Origin of the sequence: Streptomyces sp. CS113, assembly GCF_002188365.1 — a bacterium.
GTDB lineage: Bacteria > Actinomycetota > Actinomycetes > Streptomycetales > Streptomycetaceae > Streptomyces > Streptomyces tendae.
The window spans coordinates 5,007,665-5,028,212 of the sequence record NZ_KZ195574.1; the positions used below are offsets into that span (position 1 = coordinate 5,007,665).

Consider the following 20,548-nt stretch of genomic DNA (forward strand, 5'->3'; position numbering starts at 1 on the left):
TGGTGGGCCGGACGGGCAAGGTCCGGATTCACCGAGACAGATCGTTTTCTGGCAAGGGGCGATGAGGGCAGGGACCGCGCGGCTCCCGGCGGTGGCTCGCCGGGAGCCGCTTCGCTTTCCCTGTGGGGCGGTCTCAGACGGCGAGGTCGTACGCGGCCTGGGCGTTGAGCCAGGCGTCCACCTCGGCCCAGCGGTAGCGCAGGTGGCGGCCGACCTTGTGCACGTTCGGGCCGATGCCCCGGTACTTCCACTGGTAGAGCGTCTTCACCGGCACCCCGAGGTACTCGGCAACTTCCGCCGGGGCGGCCAGGGGGCCGCGTCGGTTGGCGTCGACGACGGTGTGGGCAGGGCGGGGGGAAAGGCGCGGCATAGGACTCCTTTTTCGGTTTCGGACAACTGCGTGGACAACACAGCCACACCCTGGGCGGAGAAGTCCAGAGTTGGTTCTAGAAGGCTCCAGAAGTTCCCGTTGGTGAGCACGGGAGGCAATACCGTAAGGGTGAATTGGCGGTTGACCAAAAAGTCGGCGCCAGGGTGACAGGCTGTTCGTAAGCCCAGGTGATGGTCCATCGTCGATGGATGCAGTCAGCTACACTGCGCTCGCTTTCCGGCGAGCGCAATCTGCAGCGGAGCCCTCTGGGTGTCGCGTGTGAGGCATTAGTCGGGGCGGTCGTTGATTCGGCGGGGCGCGACTTCTGTAGGGTTTAAGAACCAACTATTGCCAAAAAGGTCGGCCGCACGTTACAGCTACGTGTTATGGCAACTCGACCCATAGAAATCGGCCCTGCCGGTCTCCATACCGCCCAGGCGATAGAGCACGTGCGCCTCAACCGCGGCCTCACTCAGCAGCAACTCGCGGCTGGCTGTGCGGCTCTGGGGCGCCCGATGACCAACACCGCTCTCAGCCGTACGGAACGCGCCCGCCGCCGTTGTGACGTCGACGACCTCGTGGTGATCGCTGCCGTGCTCGGGGTTCCTCCGACGGCCCTGCTTCTTCCGTTCGCCTCTTCACCCGGTACCGATCGGGAGGGACGCTAGTTGGCCCGCGTCTGGATCGAGGACCGCATCGGTCACGCGGCTTACGCGCGTGCGGTGACCGAAGCCAAGCGAGTGGGGCGCACCCCACCTGGGCGCTACCGGGTTCGCTGGTATGGCCCGGACGGCAAGCCGAAGATGAAGACCTTGGCCCGCAAGGTCGATGCCGACGCCGAGCGATTGAAGGTGGAGTCGCGTCTCAACGACGGCTCCTACCGCGACCCGGCTGCCGCGCGCGCCAAGTTCGCTGAGGTGGCGGACTCATGGCTTGCCGCCCAGATTCACTTGAAGCGTTCCACGCGCAACCGGTATCGGGGCGTTCTGGACGTCCATGTGATCCCCAGGTGGGGCACCACCTCCCTCGACCGTATCCATTTCGAGGACATCGCCGAGTGGCTGGCGGACCTGCTCTCCGGCCAGGCGACGGGTGGCCGGAAGCTAAGCCCGCGATCGGTCCGCAAGGCATATGTGGTGCTGAGTCGTGTCCTCGGCTACGCGGTCAAGGCCCGCCGCCTGGCCGTGAATCCCGCCCTCGGGGTGCCCCTGCCGAAGCCGGCTCCGACCGACCACGTGTACCTCGACGACATGCAGGTCGAGGCACTGGCGAACGCGGCAGATGCCTACCGGGTGTTCATCCAGCTCTTGGCCTACACCGGTCTGCGGTGGGGCGAAGCGTCGGCGTTGAAGGTGGGCCGTGTGGACCTGGCTGCCTGCAGGGCCCACATCGTCGAGGCGTACGTCGAGGACAACGGCAAGCTCTACCTCGACACCCCCAAGAACCACGAGCGCCGATCCGTGCCGATCCCGCGCTTCCTTGCCGAGGAGCTGAAGCCCCACGTCGAGAAACGGGACGATGAGGAGTTGCTCTTCACGGCCCCCCAGGGCGGCCCCCTACGAGCACGCAACTTCCGTCAGCGGTTCTTCGCGCCGGCGGTCGTTCGGGCCGGGCTGGGGCATCTCAGGGTCACCCCGCACAAGCTGCGACACACGGCAGCCTCGCTGGCCATCGCCAGTGGCGCGGACGTCAACGTCGTTCAGACGATGCTGGGTCACAAGTCGGCGACTCTGACCCTGGACACGTACGGACACCTCTTCCCGGACCGCCTGGACGAGGTGTCGAAGAAGATGCACAAGCGGCGCTCCAAGCAGTTGGCCAAGGCGAAGGCCAAGCTGGAGAAGGCGGAGCGGAAGGCCCGAGAGGCCGCAGTAGCGGTGGCCGTTCTGGAGGAGGACTCCGCGTGATGTGTGTCTGATCCGTGCTGGGAAACCGCGGTCAAGGGCGTCGTTCGTCGCTCCGTGCGGTGGCGCGGCGCACTCCGGACTGTCTTCGATTCAGGTCAGCCGCGGCCGGAAAGCCTTCGCCCGTGCGCGGTCGACGGCCTCTGCGGTCGCATCGCCGGCCAGCTGCTCGATCTCGTGGGGTACCTCCCGTTGGTCAAGCACGAAGAGCCTGCCGTCGACGAGTCGAGTGGCCACCTTCCAGCCGAGACGTCCTCCGGCCTCCCGAGCGGCTCGTCGAAGGTCTTTGAGTTCACCCATCTCGGTAAGGTCCTCGCGGCCGAGAACCAGCTGGCCGTAGTAGCCCTCGTACATGGGGTTCAGGCCGGCGCGCATCAACGTCTCCAGCCGGTCGACCAGCTTCTCGTACCGGCGTCGGGCCAGCTCGTCCTCTGAGGGCATCTCGCACAGCTCCCCACCTCTGCCCGCAGCCGCGTGTGTGCCATATGTGTGCCGCGAGTACGAAGGCCCTCCCGTCCGATGGACGGAAGGGCCTCTGACCAGGTGTTTCTCTGTGCCCCCGGCAGGATTCGAACCTGCGACACCCGCTTTAGGAGAGCGGTGCTCTATCCCCTGAGCTACGAAGGCGTGCCGTCGCTGAGCGGCGGTGCCAACAGGTTAGCGGATCGGGGGCCGGGGTGGAGGCGGAGGTGGGCGCCGGGCCCGGGGTGGGGGGTCAGGTCAGGGGGACGTGGACGAAGCGGCCCGCCACCGACAGGTCCGCCTCGACGTGGGTGGCCGTTCGGGACAGCTCCGGGAGGATGTCCGTCCGGCAGGCCGCTGCCGTGCGGCGGGCCGCGTGCATCGCGACGTTGACGGCCGCCACCACCCTGCCCGTGCGGTCGCGCACCGGGACCGCGAGGGAGCGCAGGCCGGCCTCCAGCTCCTCGTCGACCAGGGCGTAACCCTGCGTCCGCGCCTCGGGGAGGGCCAGCAGGACGTGGCCCAGGGCCGTCGCCCGGGCCGGGAGGCGGGCGCCGACCGTGACGCGGGCGCTCAGGACACGCGTGGTGGACGCCCGGGCCGTGTACTGGATCTCCTCGCCCGATTCCGACAGGACGGCCAGCGACGTCGACTCGTGGACGCGGTCGGCCAGAGCGGTCAGGTGGGGCTGGGCGATCTCGGGGAGCGACGTGCGGGAGAGGGGAGGGAAGCCGAGAGACAGGACCCGGGGAGTGAGGGTGAAGGTGTGGTCGGGGGCCGGGGCCAGCAGGCCCTCGTGGCCGAGGGTGATGAGCGCTCGGCGGGCGGTCGCGCGGGCCAGGCCGGTCGCCTGCGCGACCTGGGTCAGGGTCAGCGCCGAGCGGTCCTCGCCGAAGGCCGTCAGTACGGTCAGGCCGCGGGCGAGGGACTCCACGAACTCCCGGCCCAGTTCCTGTTTCGACGCTCCCGTCCAGGTGGCCAGGCCCGCCCGGGGCGGTCCTGGTTCCGGCGGCGGGGCGGTGCGCAGGTCGTCCTCCATCGCCGCGACCGCCGCGCGCAGGCGGGGGAGCAGGGCCGTCCGCAGGTCCGCTGCCGTGTGGCGGCTCGTGTGGCTCACCACGCTCGCCACGCAGGCCACCCGACCGGTGCCTGGGTCCCGTACCGGGACCGAGAGCGCCACCAGGCCCGGTTCGATGAGCTGGTCGTCCAGTGCGTAGTCGTCCGCTGCCGCCCTCGCCGTACGGAGGGTGAAGTCCTCGTCGGGAGTGACGTGTTCGCTGGGTGGTACGGCGGGGAAGGTGTGGTCCGCCGGGTCTGCCGCCCGGCGGCTCCGCCAGCGGTGCCAGTCCGGGTCCGTCCACTCCGTGGCGAAGAGGGGCCCCGGGGCCGTGCGTTCGGCCGGGAGCAGGTCGCCGATGCGGAAACTCAGGGACATGGCGCGGCGGCGGGTGGCCTGGTGGATGAAGCGGATGCCGTCCCGGTCGCCGACCGCCAGCGACACCGACTCGTCCAGTTCGTCGGCCAGTTCGTCCGCGCGCGTAGAGAGCAGGGCGGGGAGGCGGAGGGCGGCCAGATAGGCGTTGCCCAGTTCCATCAGGCGGGGGGCCAGGGTCACGTCGCGGCCGTCCAGGCGGACGTATCCCATGCGGGCGAGGGTCGCGGTGAGGCGGTCGACCGTGGAGCGGGCCAGGCCCGTGGTCTTCTCCAGGGCGCTGAGGCTGAGGGTGCCGCCGGGCGCCTCGGTCAGCCGGCGGAGCACGGCGATGCCGCGGAGGAGTGGTGCGACCGCCTCGGCCGGTGCGATTGCCTTTACCGGTGCGACTGCCTTCGCCGGCGCTGTCGTCCCAGCCGGTGCGACCGCCTCGGCCGGTGCGACTGCCTCGGACGACTCCTTCGTCCTGGCCGGTGCGGTCGTCTCGGCCGGTGCCCCCGTGTCCGGCGCGGTGGCGCTCCCGTCCCGGGCCCCGTCGGTCCCGTCGCGGGAGGCGTCGTGCGTGGTGTGGGCGGGCATCGGCTCTCCGGTACGGCGATCACGGCAGGGCGCCTACGGTAGCCCGATCCCCGGGCAAGTCGGTCCCGCCCGGTGCCCCCCTTCGGTTCTGCGGCCGCTCTCTGCGCCCTCTCCGCCCCAGCCTCACTTCCGGGTGACCCGTACCCGGACCTCTCCCTTCGCGTCCTTCTTTTCCGACACCTTGATCGTGACGCCTTTGCGCGGGTCCTTGAAGGTCTCGCCCGAGGTGAAGGCGGCGTCCGAGAGTTCGGCGTGGACGTTGGGGCTGCGGGTGCAGCCGCCGCTGTCGCGCCGGGAGTCGTAGACCCGTACCGGGCCCATGCCGGTGTCGACGTCCGCGTCGACCTTGTAGATCAGTACGCCGGGCCGGCACACCGTCTCGTCGTTGCCCTCGCGGGTGCGCAGTTCGACCGCGTAGCCGGACGTGCCGCTCAGCGGGAGGACCACCAGCTTGTCGCCGCCCTTGCGGGCCAGCGGGGTGAGCGTGTACTCCGTCGTCCCCGGCGTGGAGGCGCAGTGCACCTGGGACGGGTCGAGCCAGCCCAGCTTCCACTTGTGCCAGCCGAGGAGATCGTTGTTGGCGCCCCAGTCCTCGCTCATGATGTCCCAGTGGCCGACGGATCCTCCGCCCTCCTGGGTGTAGAGGTCCGGGAGGCCGAAGACGTGGCCGTTCTCGTGGGGGAGCACGCGGTAGCCGGTCTCGTCGTAGGAGCCGGAACCGTCGTCCTGGCGGGAGTAGACGAAGGAGGCGTTGGCCACCGGGACGCCGTCGGCGACCGGGGCCTCCTGGTTCCCGGCGAAGGTCACGGACAGGACCGTGTCGAGGGCGGAGGGGCCCGCGTTCGGGGTGACCAGGACGTTCAGGAGGTCGTACGAGCGGAAGTCGACCTTCGGGTCGGCCGCCGCCACCAGGTCCTGGACCAGCTTGCGGTAGCCGGGTTCGAAGGGGGCGCCGCGTTCTATCCCGTACTGCGCGAAGGACTTGGGCATCCGCAGCCAGTCCCGGATCGGGGTCTCGGGGTGGTAGTCGAGGCGGCCGTAGCTGCTGGTGCGGAACCACTCCTCGGTCTGCGGGAAGAACTCCGCGTACCGGTCGAGCGCCTTGCCCTCACCGGGCGCGTCGGAGAAGTCGATCATCAGGTTGAGGGCGCGGACGGTGCCGGTCGAGCGGGCGTAGCCGGTGGAGGTGGGCACGCCCTCGGACATCTGGATCTCGGCGCCGCCGCTGATCATGCAGGGGCCGTGCGCGGAGGAGCGGGAGAGGGCGGCGGGGCCGGGGCCCGCGGTCGAGGTGCCGGGGGCGAGCCGGCCGGTGCCGGCCGAGGTGCTGAGCGCGAGGGTCAGGACGGCGACGGTCCCGGCCGCGGCCAGTCTGCGCGGGCGTATGCGACGGCTCGGCGGCTGCGCCTGCGGCGGCTGCATGCGGACCTCCCCGGCCACGGCAGCCGCCCGACACCGGCTGCACCCTTGCGCTCACCCTGTGCCGAGGGATGGGCGGGCGCGCGCTGGAGAGGCCGATCGTGGGTTTCTCGCCGGTAGCCGCCGACCGGGGGACGGGTCCGCACCCGGTGTGACTCAGGTCACCGGAAAGTTCTTCGGGAGTGGGAAATAACCGGGGATCGTTTCCCCGTTTAGACCTGTGTCCGAGCGAAACGGGGATTCCCTCCCCGGATCGTGAACCCAGTCGTCACACCCGTGACCGACACCCTCACTGACACCACAGACACCACAGACACAACAGATGCCAAGGCATCACAGGCACACAGGCACACAAGCAGACGCCGAAGACAACGAAGGAGTACGCCGTGCAGACCGCGATTCCCGATCAGCGCAAGGTGGCCCGGCCCCGCGCCGATGCTCTGCGCAACCGGGAGCGGATCGTCCTCGCCGCCCGCGAGATGTTCGTCGAGCACGGGCCGGACGTGCCGCTCGACGACGTCGCCCGCCGGGCCGGCGTCGGCAACGCCACGGTGTACCGCAACTTCCCCGACCGTGACGCCCTCGTCCGCGAGGTCGTCTGCTCGGTCATGGACCGTACGGCACGGGCGGCAGAGCTGGCCCTCGCGGAGACCGGTGACGCGTTCGAGGCGCTGGAGCGCTTCGTGCACGCCTCCGCCGACGAGCGGATCAGCGCCCTGTGTCCCATGGTGGCCAGCACCTTCGACCAGCACCACCCCGATCTGGAGGCGGCGCGCGGACGGGTCGAGCGGCTCGTCGCCGAGGTCATGGACCGGGCGAAGGCGGCCGGTCAGCTCCGCGACGACGTGGACGTGGGCGATCTGATGATCGCCGCGGCCCAGCTCAGCCGGCCCCCGGCCGGTACGGGGTGCGTGAGCGCCGACCGGTTCGTCCATCGCCATTTGCAGCTGTTCCTGGACGGGCTGCGGGCTCCCGCCCGCTCCGTCCTCCCGGGTGCGGCCGTGACTCTGGAGGACCTGCGCCGGCCCTGCGACCAGTAGTTCAGCGACCAGTAGTTCACGTTCAGCGACCAGTGGTTCAGCCAGTTGCGCTGGTTGCCTCTCCATCAGTTCCGTCTCCGCCAGATCCGCCAGATTCGTCAGGTCTGTCAGATTCATCAGATCTGTCGGATCCGTCAGATCCATCAGTTCCGTCACCGGGGCCGAGTCGTCAGCGATGTCGCTGACGGCGGGCCGTCGGCGTGGCTTCAGTCGTCCCTTTTCTCGTCTTTTTCCGTCACGAAGTCCGAAGTGGGTATCCCCATGTCTCAATCAGCCGTCAAGGCATCCGGCGTCGCAGACGCCCCGGACGCCGGTCGCTGGAAAGCGCTCGTCTTCATCGCGCTCGCCCAGCTGATGGTGGTCCTCGACGCCACCATCGTGAACATCGCCCTCCCCTCCGCACAGCAGGACCTCGGCATCTCCGACGGCAACCGGCAGTGGGTCGTCACGGCCTACGCCCTCGCCTTCGGCGGTCTGCTGCTGTTCGGCGGCCGGATAGCCGACCTGTGGGGCCGCAAGCGCACCTTCGTCCTCGGTCTGGCCGGCTTCGCCGTCGCCTCCGCGCTGGGCGGCGCGGCCACCAACGAGGCGATGATGTTCGGCTCCCGCGCCCTCCAGGGCGTCTTCGGTGCCCTGCTCGCGCCCGCCGCGCTCTCCCTGCTCGCCGTGATGTTCACGGACGCCAAGGAGCGTGCCAAGGCGTTCGGCATCTACGGTGCGATCGCCGGTGGTGGTGGCGCCGTGGGTCTGATCCTCGGCGGGTTCCTCACCGAGTACCTGAACTGGCGCTGGACGTTCTTCGTCAACATCCCGTTCGCGATCGTCGCCGCGGCCGGTGCGTACCTCGTCATCCGTGAGCCCAAGGGCGGCCGCAACCGCTCGCCGCTCGACATTCCCGGCGTCATCCTGTCCACCCTCGGACTGGTCGCGCTCGTCTACGGCTTCACCCGCGCCGAGTCCAACGGCTGGAGCGACGCCGTGACGATCGGCATGTTCGTCGGCTCGGCCGTGCTGCTGCTGGCCTTCGTGCTCGTCGAGTCCCGGGTCAAGGCCCCGCTGCTGCCGCTGCGCGTGATCACGGAGCGCAACCGGGGCGGGATCTACCTGTCGCTGGGTCTGGCCATCATCGCGATGTTCGGCCTGTTCCTCTTCCTGACCTACTACCTGCAAATCGTGAAGGGCTACACGCCGGTGAAGACCGGCTTCGCGTTCCTGCCGATGATCGCGGGCATGATCACGGGCTCCACCCAGATCGGCACCCGCCTGATGACCCGGGTCGCGCCCCGGCTGCTGATGGGCCCCGGCTTCCTGGTCGCCGCCGTCGGCATGCTGTTCCTGACCCAGCTCGAGGTCGACACCTCCTACGCCGCGGTGCTGCTGCCCGGCATGCTCCTGCTCGGCCTCGGCATGGGTACGGCGTTCATGCCGGCCATGTCCCTGGCCACCATGGGCGTGGAGCCGCGGGACGCGGGTGTCGCCTCCGCGATGGTCAACACCTCGCAGCAGGTGGGCGGTGCGATCGGTACGGCGCTGCTGAACACGATCGCCGCCTCCGCCACCACGTCCTACATCGCCGACCACATGGGCGGCGCGGCCTCCCGGTCCCAGCAGCAGCTGGTCCAGCTGGAGGGCCAGGTGCAGGGCTACACCAGCGCGATCTGGTTCGCCGTCGGCATCCTGGTCGTGGCGGCTGCGATCGCCCTGACCTTCGTCAACGCCGGGCGGCCGGGCGGCGGCGCCGTCACCGGTTCCGGTGCGGGCGACGAGGCCGAGGACGAGCTGCGGGTGCCGGTCGTCGCCCACTGACGACCGCTCCGATACCCGCTCGGGCCCCTGTTCCACCCGTGCGTACGGGGAGGGGACGCCTCGTACGCACGGTTCCCCCGGACCTGCCCCGGCCGCGCGCTCAGCGCAGCCAGGGCAGGTCCGCACCCGCTTCGCTCGGCTGAAGTCCCTCGGCGACGATCCGCATGATCTCGCCGAGGGACTTCTGCTGTTCGGGGGTGAGCCGGTCGAAGACCGCCTGGCGTACGGCGTTCACATGGCCGGGGGCGGTCCGGCGCAGCACCTCGTATCCCTCGTCCGTGAGGATGGTGAACTGGCCGCGCTTGTCGGAGGGGCAGTCCTCGCGGCGGACCCAGCCGTTCTTCTCCAGGCGGGCCACCGCGTGCGAGAGCCGGGAGCGGGTGATCTTCGCGTACTTGGCCAGCTCCGTCATCCGCAACCGCCGGCGCGGTGACTCGGCCAGCTTGACCAGCAGGCCGTAGTAGACGTGCGGCATGCCCGCGTCGCGCTGGAGCTGCCGGTCGAGGTGGTCCTCGAGGAGGGTGGCGGCCTCGATGTAGGAGCGCCAGACCAGCTGCTCCTCGGCGGTGAGCCAACGGGGTTCGTCGTTCATGCGTCCCACTGTACGAGACGGTTTCTTGAACGTTAAACAAAGTCGGCGTACATTGTTGGCAAGTAGAGATTGAGAGTTCAAGTATTGGAGTAGACATGGCCGCCGCCGTCCGGGAGCGCATGCCCGCCCTCTACCTCAGCCACGGTGCCCCGCCGCTCGCCGACGACCCCGTCTGGCCCGGCGAACTGGCGGCGTGGGCCGCAGGCCTGCCGCGCCCGAAGGCGGTCCTCGTCGTCTCCGCCCACTGGGAGGAGGCCCCGCTCGCCCTCGGCGCCACCCGGACCGTCCCCCTCGTCTACGACTTCTGGGGCTTCCCGGAGCACTACTACCAGGTGCGCTACGCGGCGCCCGGCGCGCCCGCGCTCGCCGAGTCCGTACGCAAGCTGCTGCGCGCCCCCGGCACGCCCGTGCAGGACGTCCCCGACCGCGGCCTCGACCACGGCGCCTACGTCCCGCTGGTCGAGATGTACCCCGGCGCCGACATCCCGGTCCTCCAGGTCTCCATGCCGACCCTGGACCCGGCACGGCTCATGGAGATCGGCCGCAGGCTCGCGCCGCTGCGCGACGAGGGCGTGCTGATCATCGGCTCCGGCTTCTTCACCCACAACCTCGCCGCACTGCGCCAGGGCGGCATCCCCTCCTGGTCCGCGGAGTTCGACGACTGGGGCCGGCGCGCGCTGGAGGGCGGGGACGTGGACGGGCTGCTCGACTTCGCCCACAAGTCCCCGGCGGGACGGCTCGCCCACCCGCGCACCGAGCACTTCGCACCCCTGTTCGTGACCATGGGCGCGGCGGACGCGGCCGGTGAACTGGACACGCGGCAGTCGGTGATCGACGGGTTCTGGATGGGGCTGGCGAAGCGGTCGGTGCAGTTCGGCTGACCGCCCGGACGGCCGCGAGGGAGCGGCGGGCCTAGAGCGGCTTCTCGTACCAGGCCACGTCCCAGTACCGCCCGAACTTGCGGCCCACCTCCCGGTACGTGCCGACGTGCCGGAAGCCGAAGCGGGCGTGCAGTCGCTCCGACGCCTCGTTGGGCTGGGCGATGCCCGCGTAGGCCCGGTGCAGGTCCTCGCCGGCCAGCGCGTCGAAGAGGGACGTGTAGAGGAGCGAGCCGATGCCGCGGCCGCCGGCCCCGGGAGCGACGTAGACGGTGGTCTCCACCGAGGTCGCGTAGGCGGGCTTCGCCCGGTAGGGGCTGGATGTGGCGTACCCCAGAATCTCCTGTGAGTCCGCGTCCGTGGCAACCCTCAGCCGGTGCGGGCCGTCTTCAGGGTGGGAGAGCAGCCAGGGGCGGCGCTCTTCCGGGGTGAACGGCTCGGTGTCGAACGTGATGGGCGTCTCACGCACGTAGTGGTTGTAGAGGGTGGTGAGGGCCTTGAGATCGGCCTCGACTCCCGGTCTGACCTGGACCTCCGCGGCTCCCGACGGCATCGCCCCTCCTCGTGTGGCGGCACAGGGTACTGCATGATCAGAAAAATCGAGGGGCGGGTTGGGAATTCTGTCCGGATTCCAGTCGTTGTTTCCATCGGATGCAGGGCACCCGAGGAGAGTCCCGAGAGGGGCTGGAGACAACGGAGACAACCCCGCAAGGCGCCCGGCGTCCACCGGACCACCCGCTGAACCACCATCGCAAGGGAGCACGCATGGCAACCCGTGCCGTCGCCCGTCGTAAGTCCGCCACCGGCGAGACCTCCGGCTCGGCAACCAGCGTCCGCGCGAACGGCGGCGAGCTCGCCGACCGCGATCTGGTCGGCATGTACCTCGACGAGATCGCCCGGACACCGCTGCTCGACGCCGCCAAGGAGGTCGAGCTGTCCCAGACCATCGAGGCGGGTGTGTTCGCGCGGCAGGTCCTCGAAGGGTACGAGGAGACCGGGGCGGACGCCACCCGTGAGGAGCTCCAGGCCCTGATCGACGAGGGCGAGCGGGCGAAGGACGTCTTCATCCGCTCCAACCTCCGCCTGGTCGTCGCGGTCGCCCGCCGCTACCCGCGCAGCGGTCTGCCGCTCCTCGACCTGATCCAGGAGGGCAACGCCGGCCTGGTCCGCGCGGTCGAGAAGTTCGACTACCGCAAGGGCTTCAAGTTCTCGACGTACGCGACCTGGTGGATCCGGCAGGCCATCACCCGTTCCATCGCCGACCAGTCGCGCACCATCCGGCTCCCCGTCCACCTGGTGGAGGAGCTGGGCCGGATCCGGCGCGTGCAGCGCGAGTTCAACCGCGAGCACGGCCGCGAGCCGGAGCCCGCGGAGATCGCGGCCGAGCTGGGCTCGACGCCGGAGCGCGTCACCGACGTGCTCGACTGGGCCCGCGACCCGGTCTCGCTGAACATGTCGGTGGACGACGAGGGCGAGACCCAGTTCGGCGACCTGCTGGAGGACACCTCCGCCGTGTCGCCCGAGCAGTCGGTGCTGACCCTGCTGCGCAGCGAGGAGCTGGACGGCCTCATCGGCCGCCTGGACCCGCGCACGGCCTCCATCATCAAGATGCGGTACGGCATCGACGACGGCCGCGAGCGCACCCTGACCGAGGTCGGCAAGGAGCACGGCCTCACCCGTGAGCGCATCCGGCAGATCGAGAAGCACGCCCTGCTGGAGCTGAAGAAGCTGGCCCGCGACACCGGCTTCGAAGCGGCGGCGTAGGGCGGCGGCGCAGGACGGTGGGGGCGGCGGCCGACGGTGCGGCCCGGCCGCCGCGTGACGCGGGGGCGTGACGTGGCGGATGGGGCGCACGCCGGTGGTCGAACCCCGCGCAAACATGGCTGTACAACGCTGCTTCAACTCGCGGAGGCCGGGAACAAGACGTTCGGGCCCGTTGGACCGGGGCCGGGAGACGGCCTCGCACCGCTCCTCCGCGGCAGCACCACCGCAGCACACACAGGACCACGTCCCGACGCACTCCCCCCGGCGCCGGGACTTCCCGAGCCGGGCTCGGCGCCCCTCCCCCCGGGGCGCCGCAGCCCGGCTCCTTCTCGTGCGGGACCGGGCCGGCCGTGAGCCGGGGCAGGGTGGAGAGGCGGGCCACCCCGAACCTGAACCCCGGGGTGGCCCGCCGGATGGCAGATTCTGCCACAGCGGCATAGCCTGCCGAAGTGAGCACCACAGTTCCAGCCCTCCCCGACCCCGGACCGGGACCGATCGGCTCGGGTGAGCCGGTCTCCCTGACGGAGCGGCGCAAGGCCGAGACCCGGATGGAGATCGCCCGCGCGGCGGCCCGCCTCTTCGCCGGCCAGGGCCTGCGGGCCACCCGGGCCGAGGACATCGCCCGGGCGGCGGGCGTCGCCCCGCGCACCTTCTACCGCTACTTCGCGGCCAAGGAGGAGGCGATCGCCCCGCTCTACGCCCTGGGCGCCGAACGCTGGGTACGGGCGGTGCGCGAGGCCCCGGCCGAACTGTCCCCGCCCGCGGCCCTGGAACACGCCGTACGGCACACCCTGACGCCCGGCGCCGGTGTGTCGGCGCCCTCGTGGGAGTGGGCCCGCGCGCTGATCCGCCTGGCCGAGAGCAGTCCGGCGCTGCGCAAGGTGTGGGCGGAGGTGTGCCACTCCACGGAGCGGTGGCTGGTGGAGGCGCTGGCCGCGCGGATGGCCGGGGGCGACGACAACGTTGCCGCCCGGCTGGCCGCCTCCCCCCGGCTGCACTTCGCGGCCGCCGTCGCGGGCGCCGCCGTGCGCGTCGCGGCGGAGCACTGGGCGTCGTCGTCCTCCCGGGAGACGCGCAGCCCCCTGGACCAGGCACTGCTGAACCTGGCGGTGCTGCGGGAGTTCACCTGGGAGGACGACCCCACGGGTCAGGGGTGAAGGGGGTGGAGGGGGGTGAGGGCGCGGGTCGGTGAACGGCAATGGCGGCCCCGGCCTCCGGCTCTCGGCCTCCGGCCTCCGGCTCCCGGCCCCGGCCGTCCGTCCCCCGGCCGTCCGTCCCCCCGGCCTCCGTCCCCTGGCCGTCCGTCCCCCGGTCCCTCGGCCCTCCGTCCCCCGGCCTCCGGCCTCCGTCCCCGGCCCCTCGGCCCCCCCGTGCCGGTCAGTCCGGTCCCGTCGCGCGTGACAGGCGGGCGCCCAGTTCCCGTACGCAGTCGACCAGTTCCGCCGGTTCCCGGACCCGGAACTCCAGGCCGGTCGTCGCCAGGCGGACCGCGATCCACTCCACCGAGCCGGAGACGGTCGCCCGCACCACGCACGACGTGCAACCGTCCACCGCCTCGGGCGTTCCCATCCAGTGCGGCAGCAGCGGCGCGACGGCCTCGGCCGGGGCGTGGAAGACGACCGCGATCTCGTAGGAGTCGTTGCGGCGCTGCATCGAGTGCCGCAGGTACTCGGCCGCGTCCCCGGTCGGCAGCTCCCGCGGAGCGAACCGCGCCCCCGTGGCGAAGGGCTCGCTCACCCGGTCGACCCGGAAGGTCCGCCAGTCGTCCCGGTCGAGGTCGTAGGCGACCAGGTACCAGCGCCGCCCCGTCGACACCAGCCGGTACGGCTCCGTCACGCGCCGCGACTCGGTGCCGTCCGCCGCGCGGTAGGCGAACCGCAGCCGCTCGTGCCCGGCCACCGTCGAGGCCATCACGGTCAGTGTCTCGGGTGCGATGTTCGGCCCGTCCCCGCTGGTCAGCGGCGTGGTCGCGGACTGGAGGGTGGTGACCCGGTGCCGCAGCCGGGACGGCAGCACCTGCTCCAGCTTGGCCAGGGCCCGCACCGACGCCTCGTCCAGGCCCTCGACCGCGTGTCCCGCGCCCGCCCGCAGCCCGACCGCGATGGCCACCGCCTCCTCGTCGTCGAGGACCAGCGGCGGCATCGCCTTGCCCGCCACCAGCCGGTAGCCGCCGTCGGCGCCCATCGTCGCCTGGACCGGGTAGCCCAGTTCGCGCAGGCGGTCGATGTCCCGCCGGACCGTGCGCCGGGAGACCCCGAGCCGGTCGGCCAGCTCGCCGCCGGGCCATTCGCGGGGCGTCTGAAGGAGCGAGAGGAGCGTCAGCAGCCGGGCTGGAGTGTCCGTCGTCATGCCTTCGAGGATGCCGCAGATATAGGACACGATCCGACCTACTGGCCTCCTAGGTTCCTTCCATGACCTCCAAGCAGAGCCCGGACCAGGCTCCCGTCCCGCCTGTCCCACCCGTCGTGCCCGCTGTGCCCGCCGCGCCCGCCGCAGGCGACCGGCGTCGCTGGTTCGCCCTCGCGATCGTGATGACCGCGGCGTTCATGGACCTGGTGGACGTCACCATCGTCAACATCGCCATCCCCTCGATCCAGCAGGACGAGGGCGCCTCGTTCAGCCAGATCCAGTGGATCACCGCCGGGTACGCCCTGGCCTTCGCGGCCGGTCTGATCACCGGCGGGCGGCTCGGTGACATCCACGGCCGCAAGCGGGTCTTCCTCGTCGGCATCGGCGGCTTCACCCTGGCCTCGGCGCTGTGCGGCCTCGCCGTGAACCCGGAGATGCTGGTCGCCTCCCGCATCCTCCAGGGCGGCATGGCGGCGCTGATGGTGCCGCAGGTCCTGTCGATCGTGCACGCCACCTTCCCGGCGCACGAACGCGGCAAGGTCTTCGGCCTGTTCGGCGCGATCGTCGGCCTCGGGGCCGTGTCCGGTCCGCTGCTGGGCGCCCTGCTCACCGAGTGGAACCTGTTCGGGCTCGAATGGCGGCCCATCTTCCTCATCAACCTGCCCGTCGGCATCGCGGGCCTCGTCCTCGGCAGCCGCTTCATCACGGAGTCGAAGGCGCCGCGCGCGCTCCGGCTGGACCTGGTGGGGGTCGCGCTGGTCACCCTGGGCCTGCTGATGCTGATCTACCCGCTCACCCGGGGCGAGGAGCTGGGCTGGCCGCTGTGGGGACACCTGTCGATGGCCGGCTCGCTCGTGGTCCTCGCGGCCCTGGTCGCCTACGAGCGGCGCAAGAGCGCGCGGGACGGTTCGCCGCTGGTGGAGCTGTCGCTGTTCAAGGTCAAGAGCTTCGCAGCCGGCATCGCCGTGCAGACCGTCTTCGGGGTCGGTCTCGGCGTCTTCTTCCTGGTCTGGACGCTGTACATGCAGGTGGGCCTCGGCTGGACCCCGCTGCGGGCCGGGCTGACCGGCGTACCGTTCTCGATTGCCGTGTCCACGGCCGCCGGCATCTCGGTGCAGAAGCTCGTCCCGAGGTTCGGGCGCAAGGTGCTCCAGGCGGGCGCGCTGGTGATGGCGGCCGGAGTGCTCCTCTACATCTGGGAGTCCGGGCGCTACGGGCTCGCCATCACCTCCTGGCAGATGGCGCTGCCGCTGGCCGTGATGGGCCTCGGCATGGGACTGATCGTCGCGCCGCTGACCGACGCGGTGCTCTCCCAGGTGCCGCGCGAGCACGCCGGGTCGGCGTCGGGCCTCATCAACACCGTGCAGCAGATGGGCAACGCGCTCGGACTCGGGCTGGTGTCGGTGGTTTTCTTCGGCACGATGAGCGACCGCCTCACCCCCGCCCGCGTCGGCCCCGCCTACGTGGACGCCTTCCAGCACGCGCTGGGGTGGGTGGCCGGGGTGCTGGCCGTCATCTTCCTGCTGATGTTCGCGCTGCCCCGGCGGCCGGCCCAGCACGTGGAAGGCGGCCCGGCCGAGGACCGGGCGGAGGAGAAGGAGCCCGCGCTGGTCTGAGCGCGGACGCGCGACGGGACGGTGGACAGGGGCGGGTCCGGCAGGAAGGTGCCGGACCCGCCCTCCCTCATGTCAATGCCCGTTCATGCCTGCTTGTGTCCGAATGCTTCTGTCTCCTGTTTACATTCCGGACAACCGGGCGTAGCCTCCGAGCGAAACCACAGGTTCGGGCACGGGTCGGAGGTGAACGGTCATGTACGCACCGGAGCGGCAGCAGGAGATCCTCCGGCTCGCCCGGGACGGCGGCCGGGTGGACGTGGTGTCGTTGGCCGAGGAGTTCCAGGTGACGGCGGAGACCATCCGCCGCGACCTCAAGGCACTCGACCGCGCCGGTCTGCTCCGCCGGGTGCACGGCGGCGCGATCCCCGCCGGGCGGCTCGACTTCGAACCGGACCTCGCCGAGCGGGAGTCCACCGCCGCCGACGAGAAGGACCGCATCGCCCGGGCCGCCCTCGCCGAACTGCCGGCCGAGGGCACGCTGATCCTCGACGCCGGTTCCACGGTGGCCCGCATGGCGGCGGCGATCCCGCCGGAGGCCGCGCTGACCGTGGTCACCCACAGCCTGCCCATCGCGGCCCGCCTCGCCGACCACCCCGGCATCCAGCTCCACCTGGTCGGAGGGCGCGTGCGGCACCGTACGCGGGCCGCCGTGGACGCCTGGGCGCTGCGCGCGTACGGCGAGATCCGCGCCGACGTGGCCGTGGTGGCGGCCAACGGGTTCTCCGTGGAGCACGGACTGACCACCCCCGACCTCGCCGAGGCCGCCGTCAAGCGGGCCGCGCTGACCGCCGCCCGGCGCGTGGTGCTGCTCGCCGACTCCTCCAAGTACGCCCAGGAGCACTTCGCCCGCTTCGGCGCCCTGGACGACGTGGACCTGCTGATCACCGACACCGGACTGACCCCCGAGGACGCGGGCGACATCGAGCGCGCCGGCACGGAAGTAGTACGCGCATGATCCTGACCGTCACCCCCAACCCGTCGCTGGACCGCACCTACGAGGTGCCCTCCCTCGACCGCGGCGAGGTCGTCCGCGCCACCGGCGAGCGGGTCGACCCCGGCGGCAAGGGCGTGAACGTCTCGCGCGCGGTGACCGCCGCCGGGCAGCGCACCGTCGCGGTGCTGCCGCTGGGCGGGGCGCCGGGCGCGCTCGTCGCCGACCTGCTCGACGCGCAGGGCATCGAGGTCGCGCCGGTGCCGATCACCGGGCCCACCCGGTCCAACATCGCGCTCGCCGAGGCCGACGGCGTCCTGACGAAGATCAACGCGCCGGGTCCCGAACTCTCCCCGGCCGAACGGGAACTGCTCCTGGAGACGGTGCGGCGCCAGTCGCCCGGCGCGGACTGGATCGCCTGCTGCGGCAGCCTGCCCCGCGGGCTCGCCCCGTCCTGGTACGCCGACCTGGTCGCCCGGGCGCACGCCGCCGGGGTCCGCATCGCCCTGGACACCTCGGGACCGGCTCTGCTGCGGGCGCTGCGCGAGCGGCCCGACGTGGTCAAGCCGAACGCCGAGGAGCTGGCCGAGGCCGTCGGACGTCCGCTGGCCACGGTCGGTGACGCCGTGAAGGCCGCGGAGGAGCTGCGGGAGCTGGGCGCCCGTTCCGTGCTCGCCAGCCTGGGCGCCGACGGGCAGCTGCTCGTGGACGACGCGGGCACCTGGTTCGGCACCGCCCGGGTGGACGCCGTACGCAGCAACGTCGGCGCCGGGGACTCCTCCCTCGCCGGTTTCCTCGTCGCCGGCGGGTCGGGGCCCGGCGCCCTCGCCTCGGCCGTCGCGCACGGTGCCGCCGCCGTCCAGCTGCCGGGCAGCGTGATGCCGACGCCGTACGACCTGGACCCGGCGGCCGTGACGGTCACGGCCGAGGTGCCGGTGAACCGCGTACTGAAGGAGCCGGCGTCATGATCACCGGCCTCGCCCACGACCCGTCCCACGGCTCCCTCCCCGGAGCGGTCCCCGGCCCCCACCGCCGTGCCCCCGGCCCCCACCGCTTTGCCTCCGGCCCTCACCGCTGTGCCCCCGGCCCTGACCGCTGGGCCTTCATGCCCCACCGCTGTGCCCCCGGCCCGCACCGCTGGGCCTTCGTCCCCCTCCCCGCCCCCGCCCCTCACCCCACGTTCCGGGCGATACGCGAGCTAAGGAGCCCGCGATGAGCGACATGATCACCGCGGATCTGGTCGACCTCGACCTGTCCGCCGACACCAAGGAAGCGGCGGCGCGTGCCCTCGCGGAGCGGATGGCGGCCCTGGGCCGGGTGACCGACCTGGAGGGCTTCCTCGCCGACGTGGCCGCCCGCGAGGCGCAGATGCCGACCGGCCTCGACGGTGGCATCGGCATCCCGCACTGCCGCAGCGAGCACGTCACCGAGCCGACGCTCGCCTTCGGGCGCAGCGCGGCCGGCGTCGACTTCGGGGCGGCGGACGGACCGGCCGACCTGATCTTCCTGATCGCCGCTCCGGCGGGCGCCGACGACGCCCACCTGACGATTCTCTCCTCGCTGGCCCGGCAGCTGATGAACGCCGAGTTCACCACCGCGCTGCGCTCGGCGGGCGACGCGGCGGCCGCCGCCGCGCTGATCCGCGGCGAGGAGCCGGCCGGCGCGGACGCCGGTGCCGGGGACAGGGACGGTGCCGGGAACAGGGACAGGGACAGGGACGGGGACGGGGACGGTGCCGGGGCCGAGGGTGGCTCCGAGGCCGGTTCCGTGGGCGGCCAGGACTCCGTGGCGGTCCCGGCGGCGGCCTCCGCCGGGGCCGCCACGGTCGGCAGCGACGAGACACCGCGGCCCGCCGAGCCCGCGCGCCCGTTCCGGATCGTTGCCGTCACCTCCTGCCCCACCGGCATCGCGCACACCTACATGGCGGCCGAGTCGCTGGAGAACGCGGGCCGCGAGGAGGGCGTCGAAGTCGTCGTCGAGACCCAGGGCTCGGCCGGGTTCACCCGGCTCGACCCGGCGGTGATCGCGGCGGCGGACGGCGTGATCCTCGCCCACGACGTGGCCGTGCGCGAGAAGGACCGCTTCGCCGGGAAACCGACCGTCGACACCGGCGTGAAGGCGGCCATCAACCGGCCCGGCGAGCTGATCGGCGAGGTCCGCGACAAGGCGGCCCGCGGCGAGTTCACGGCGGCCGCCGCGGACGGCCCGGCCGGTTCCGGCGCGGCGACACCCGTCGAACGCGGCGGCGAGTCCGGCGAGGGGTACGGCACCAAGCTCCGCAAGTGGCTGATGTCCGGCGTCAGTTACATGGTCCCGTTCGTCGCCGCGGGCGGCCTGCTGATCGCCCTGGGCTTCGCGATCGGCGGCTACGAGATCAACAAGGCGCCCTCCGTGATGGACCACTTCACGTGGACCCAGGCGGACAGCTGGGCGGCGCTGCTCTTCCAGATCGGCGGCGTGGCCTTCGCCTTCCTCGTCCCCGTGCTGGCCGGCTACATCGCCTACGGCATGGCCGACCGGCCGGGCCTGGTCCCCGGCTTCGTCGGCGGCTCGATCGCGCTCACCATCAACGCGGGCTTCCTCGGCGGTCTGGCGGCCGGTCTGATCTCCGGTGCGGTGGTGCTGGCGATCCAGCGGGTACCGATACCGAAGGCGCTGCGCGGCATCATGCCGGTGGTGGTGATCCCGCTGGTCTCGGCGGCGGTCGTCGGGTTCCTGATGTTCGTCGTGATCGGCAAGCCCATCGCGTCCGCGCAGAAGGGGATGACCGACTGGCTCAACGGTCTGTCCGGCGCCAACGCGGTCCTGCTCGGCGCGCTGCTCGGCCTGATGATGTGCTTCGACCTCGGCGGCCCCGTCAACAAGGTCGCCTACACCTTCGCCACCGCGGGCATCGCGGTCGCCAGCCCCAGCGACTCGGCGATGAAGATCATGGCGGCGGTGATGGCGGCCGGCATGGTCCCGCCGCTGGCGATGGCCCTGGCCACCACGGTCCGCGGCCGGCTCTTCAACGCCGCCGAGCGCGAGAACGGCAAGGCCGCCTGGGTGCTGGGCGCCTCCTTCATCTCCGAGGGCGCGATCCCGTTCGCCGCGGCCGACCCGCTGCGCGTCATCCCGTCCTCGATGGTGGGCGGCGCGATCACCGGCGCCCTGTCGATGGCCTTCGGGGCGACCCTGCGCGCCCCGCACGGCGGCGTCTTCGTGGTCCCGCTGATCGGCAACCCGCTGCTCTACCTCGTCGCCATCGCGGCCGGTGTCTGTGTCACCACGGCCCTGGTGATCGTCCTCAAGGGGCTGCGCAAGCCGGTGACGGGCACGTCGGCCCAGGGTCCCGGCGGGGGCGCGGACCCGTCGGCCCCGACGCCCGGAGCCAAGCAGCCGGTGGCCGCGTAGGAGGCGGCGGGGG

The 20,548-nt window shown here is 71.8% G+C and carries 18 protein-coding genes and 1 tRNA gene; 11 read left to right on the forward strand and 8 right to left on the reverse strand.

Annotation, left to right across the window (positions count from 1 at the left end; all coding sequences use genetic code 11):
• Positions 1-133 precede the first annotated feature (133 nt).
• The gene (locus B9W62_RS22405) at positions 134-370 is read right to left on the reverse strand and encodes a helix-turn-helix transcriptional regulator (protein ID WP_087808843.1); all 237 of its coding nucleotides are present in this window, start codon (positions 368-370) and stop codon (positions 134-136) included.
• A 386-nt stretch (positions 371-756) separates the two neighbouring features.
• Between B9W62_RS22405 and B9W62_RS22410 the strand changes: the two genes are divergently transcribed.
• Together B9W62_RS22410 and B9W62_RS22415 are read left to right on the forward strand one after the other, a co-directional pair.
• On the forward strand, positions 757-1,038 hold the full coding sequence (locus B9W62_RS22410) for a helix-turn-helix domain-containing protein (protein WP_087808844.1): 282 nt from the start codon (positions 757-759) through the stop codon (positions 1,036-1,038).
• Positions 1,039-2,277: a tyrosine-type recombinase/integrase gene (locus B9W62_RS22415; protein WP_107424207.1), complete on the forward strand. Its 1,239-nt coding sequence runs from the start codon at positions 1,039-1,041 to the stop codon at positions 2,275-2,277. It begins immediately after the preceding gene.
• A 90-nt stretch (positions 2,278-2,367) separates the two neighbouring features.
• Here the strand turns inward: B9W62_RS22415 and B9W62_RS22420 are convergent, their stop codons facing one another.
• The 4 genes from B9W62_RS22420 to B9W62_RS22435 all read right to left on the reverse strand — a co-directional run bounded on the left by B9W62_RS22420 (position 2,368) and on the right by B9W62_RS22435 (position 6,169).
• Entirely contained in the window at positions 2,368-2,715 is a 348-nt protein-coding gene (locus tag B9W62_RS22420) for a hypothetical protein (RefSeq protein WP_087808845.1), read from the reverse strand.
• A gap of 113 nt (positions 2,716-2,828) precedes the next feature.
• Positions 2,829-2,901: transfer RNA gene (locus B9W62_RS22425), tRNA-Arg, on the reverse strand.
• A gap of 88 nt (positions 2,902-2,989) precedes the next feature.
• The gene (locus B9W62_RS22430; protein ID WP_256976551.1) at positions 2,990-4,747 is read right to left on the reverse strand and encodes an IclR family transcriptional regulator domain-containing protein; all 1,758 of its coding nucleotides are present in this window, start codon (positions 4,745-4,747) and stop codon (positions 2,990-2,992) included.
• 123 nt (positions 4,748-4,870) lie between these two features.
• Complete coding sequence (locus B9W62_RS22435; RefSeq protein WP_087808846.1) at positions 4,871-6,169, reverse strand: M6 family metalloprotease domain-containing protein; 1,299 nt, start codon at positions 6,167-6,169, stop codon at positions 4,871-4,873.
• 383 nt (positions 6,170-6,552) lie between these two features.
• On the opposite strand from B9W62_RS22435, the gene B9W62_RS22440 reads away from it, so the two are divergent.
• Entirely contained in the window at positions 6,553-7,206 is a 654-nt protein-coding gene (locus tag B9W62_RS22440; protein ID WP_179235611.1) for a TetR/AcrR family transcriptional regulator, read from the forward strand.
• A gap of 261 nt (positions 7,207-7,467) precedes the next feature.
• Positions 7,468-9,012 (forward strand): MFS transporter, encoded by a 1,545-nt coding sequence (locus B9W62_RS22445; protein WP_087808848.1) that lies wholly within the window; start codon positions 7,468-7,470, stop codon positions 9,010-9,012.
• Positions 9,013-9,112: 100 nt separating this feature from the next.
• Here B9W62_RS22445 and B9W62_RS22450 read toward each other — a convergent pair whose 3' ends face one another.
• Positions 9,113-9,604, reverse strand: coding sequence for a MarR family winged helix-turn-helix transcriptional regulator (locus tag B9W62_RS22450; RefSeq protein ID WP_052839249.1), 492 nt, complete (start codon positions 9,602-9,604; stop codon positions 9,113-9,115).
• A gap of 119 nt (positions 9,605-9,723) precedes the next feature.
• On the opposite strand from B9W62_RS22450, the gene B9W62_RS22455 reads away from it, so the two are divergent.
• Positions 9,724-10,485: a dioxygenase family protein gene (locus B9W62_RS22455; RefSeq protein ID WP_087812036.1), complete on the forward strand. Its 762-nt coding sequence runs from the start codon at positions 9,724-9,726 to the stop codon at positions 10,483-10,485.
• A gap of 31 nt (positions 10,486-10,516) precedes the next feature.
• On the opposite strand, the gene B9W62_RS22460 is transcribed toward B9W62_RS22455, so the two are convergent.
• Positions 10,517-11,035 (reverse strand): GNAT family N-acetyltransferase, encoded by a 519-nt coding sequence (locus B9W62_RS22460; RefSeq protein WP_087808849.1) that lies wholly within the window; start codon positions 11,033-11,035, stop codon positions 10,517-10,519.
• 212 nt (positions 11,036-11,247) lie between these two features.
• Here B9W62_RS22460 and B9W62_RS22465 point away from each other — a divergent pair, with 212 nt between their 5' ends.
• Together B9W62_RS22465 and B9W62_RS22470 are read left to right on the forward strand one after the other, a co-directional pair.
• The gene (locus B9W62_RS22465) at positions 11,248-12,246 is read left to right on the forward strand and encodes a sigma-70 family RNA polymerase sigma factor (RefSeq protein ID WP_087808850.1); all 999 of its coding nucleotides are present in this window, start codon (positions 11,248-11,250) and stop codon (positions 12,244-12,246) included.
• Positions 12,247-12,695: 449 nt separating this feature from the next.
• Positions 12,696-13,403 carry a TetR/AcrR family transcriptional regulator gene (locus tag B9W62_RS22470; protein ID WP_087808851.1) on the forward strand — a complete coding sequence of 236 codons (708 nt, stop codon included), beginning with the start codon at positions 12,696-12,698 and terminating at the stop codon, positions 13,401-13,403.
• A 220-nt stretch (positions 13,404-13,623) separates the two neighbouring features.
• On the opposite strand, the gene B9W62_RS22475 is transcribed toward B9W62_RS22470, so the two are convergent.
• A complete protein-coding gene (locus B9W62_RS22475) occupies positions 13,624-14,595 on the reverse strand; it encodes a helix-turn-helix transcriptional regulator (protein WP_087812037.1) in 972 nt (323 codons plus the stop codon).
• A gap of 62 nt (positions 14,596-14,657) precedes the next feature.
• Between B9W62_RS22475 and B9W62_RS22480 the strand changes: the two genes are divergently transcribed.
• The 4 genes from B9W62_RS22480 (at position 14,658) to B9W62_RS22495 (ending at position 20,535) form a co-directional block, all read left to right on the forward strand.
• Positions 14,658-16,211 carry an MFS transporter gene (locus tag B9W62_RS22480; protein WP_087808852.1) on the forward strand — a complete coding sequence of 518 codons (1,554 nt, stop codon included), beginning with the start codon at positions 14,658-14,660 and terminating at the stop codon, positions 16,209-16,211.
• A 193-nt stretch (positions 16,212-16,404) separates the two neighbouring features.
• Positions 16,405-17,166, forward strand: coding sequence for a DeoR/GlpR family DNA-binding transcription regulator (locus B9W62_RS22485; RefSeq protein ID WP_087808853.1), 762 nt, complete (start codon positions 16,405-16,407; stop codon positions 17,164-17,166).
• Positions 17,163-18,110: a 1-phosphofructokinase gene (pfkB, locus tag B9W62_RS22490; protein WP_087808854.1), complete on the forward strand. Its 948-nt coding sequence runs from the start codon at positions 17,163-17,165 to the stop codon at positions 18,108-18,110. Before B9W62_RS22485 ends, pfkB begins: the two co-directional genes overlap by 4 nt.
• A gap of 244 nt (positions 18,111-18,354) precedes the next feature.
• Positions 18,355-20,535, forward strand: coding sequence for a PTS fructose transporter subunit IIABC (locus B9W62_RS22495; protein WP_087808855.1), 2,181 nt, complete (start codon positions 18,355-18,357; stop codon positions 20,533-20,535).
• The last annotated feature ends 13 nt before the right edge of the window (positions 20,536-20,548 follow it).

Excerpts from the sequence above, each read along its gene's own strand:
- B9W62_RS22465 (WP_087808850.1), top strand. The coding sequence starts at position 11,248 with ATGGCAACCCGTGCCGTCGCCCGTCGTAAGTCCGCCACCGGCGAGACC.
- B9W62_RS22405 (WP_087808843.1), bottom strand. The coding sequence starts at position 370 with ATGCCGCGCCTTTCCCCCCGCCCTGCCCACACCGTCGTCGACGCCAAC.
- B9W62_RS22485 (WP_087808853.1), top strand. The coding sequence starts at position 16,405 with ATGTACGCACCGGAGCGGCAGCAGGAGATCCTCCGGCTCGCCCGGGAC.
- B9W62_RS22430 (WP_256976551.1), bottom strand. The coding sequence starts at position 4,747 with ATGCCCGCCCACACCACGCACGACGCCTCCCGCGACGGGACCGACGGG.
- B9W62_RS22410 (WP_087808844.1), top strand. The coding sequence starts at position 757 with ATGGCAACTCGACCCATAGAAATCGGCCCTGCCGGTCTCCATACCGCC.
- B9W62_RS22460 (WP_087808849.1), bottom strand. The coding sequence starts at position 11,035 with ATGCCGTCGGGAGCCGCGGAGGTCCAGGTCAGACCGGGAGTCGAGGCC.
- B9W62_RS22495 (WP_087808855.1), top strand. The coding sequence starts at position 18,355 with ATGAGCGACATGATCACCGCGGATCTGGTCGACCTCGACCTGTCCGCC.
- B9W62_RS22475 (WP_087812037.1), bottom strand. The coding sequence starts at position 14,595 with ATGACGACGGACACTCCAGCCCGGCTGCTGACGCTCCTCTCGCTCCTT.
- B9W62_RS22445 (WP_087808848.1), top strand. The coding sequence starts at position 7,468 with ATGTCTCAATCAGCCGTCAAGGCATCCGGCGTCGCAGACGCCCCGGAC.
- B9W62_RS22420 (WP_087808845.1), bottom strand. The coding sequence starts at position 2,715 with ATGCCCTCAGAGGACGAGCTGGCCCGACGCCGGTACGAGAAGCTGGTC.
- B9W62_RS22455 (WP_087812036.1), top strand. The coding sequence starts at position 9,724 with ATGCCCGCCCTCTACCTCAGCCACGGTGCCCCGCCGCTCGCCGACGAC.
- B9W62_RS22480 (WP_087808852.1), top strand. The coding sequence starts at position 14,658 with ATGACCTCCAAGCAGAGCCCGGACCAGGCTCCCGTCCCGCCTGTCCCA.
- B9W62_RS22450 (WP_052839249.1), bottom strand. The coding sequence starts at position 9,604 with ATGAACGACGAACCCCGTTGGCTCACCGCCGAGGAGCAGCTGGTCTGG.
- B9W62_RS22435 (WP_087808846.1), bottom strand. The coding sequence starts at position 6,169 with ATGCAGCCGCCGCAGGCGCAGCCGCCGAGCCGTCGCATACGCCCGCGC.
- pfkB (WP_087808854.1), top strand. The coding sequence starts at position 17,163 with ATGATCCTGACCGTCACCCCCAACCCGTCGCTGGACCGCACCTACGAG.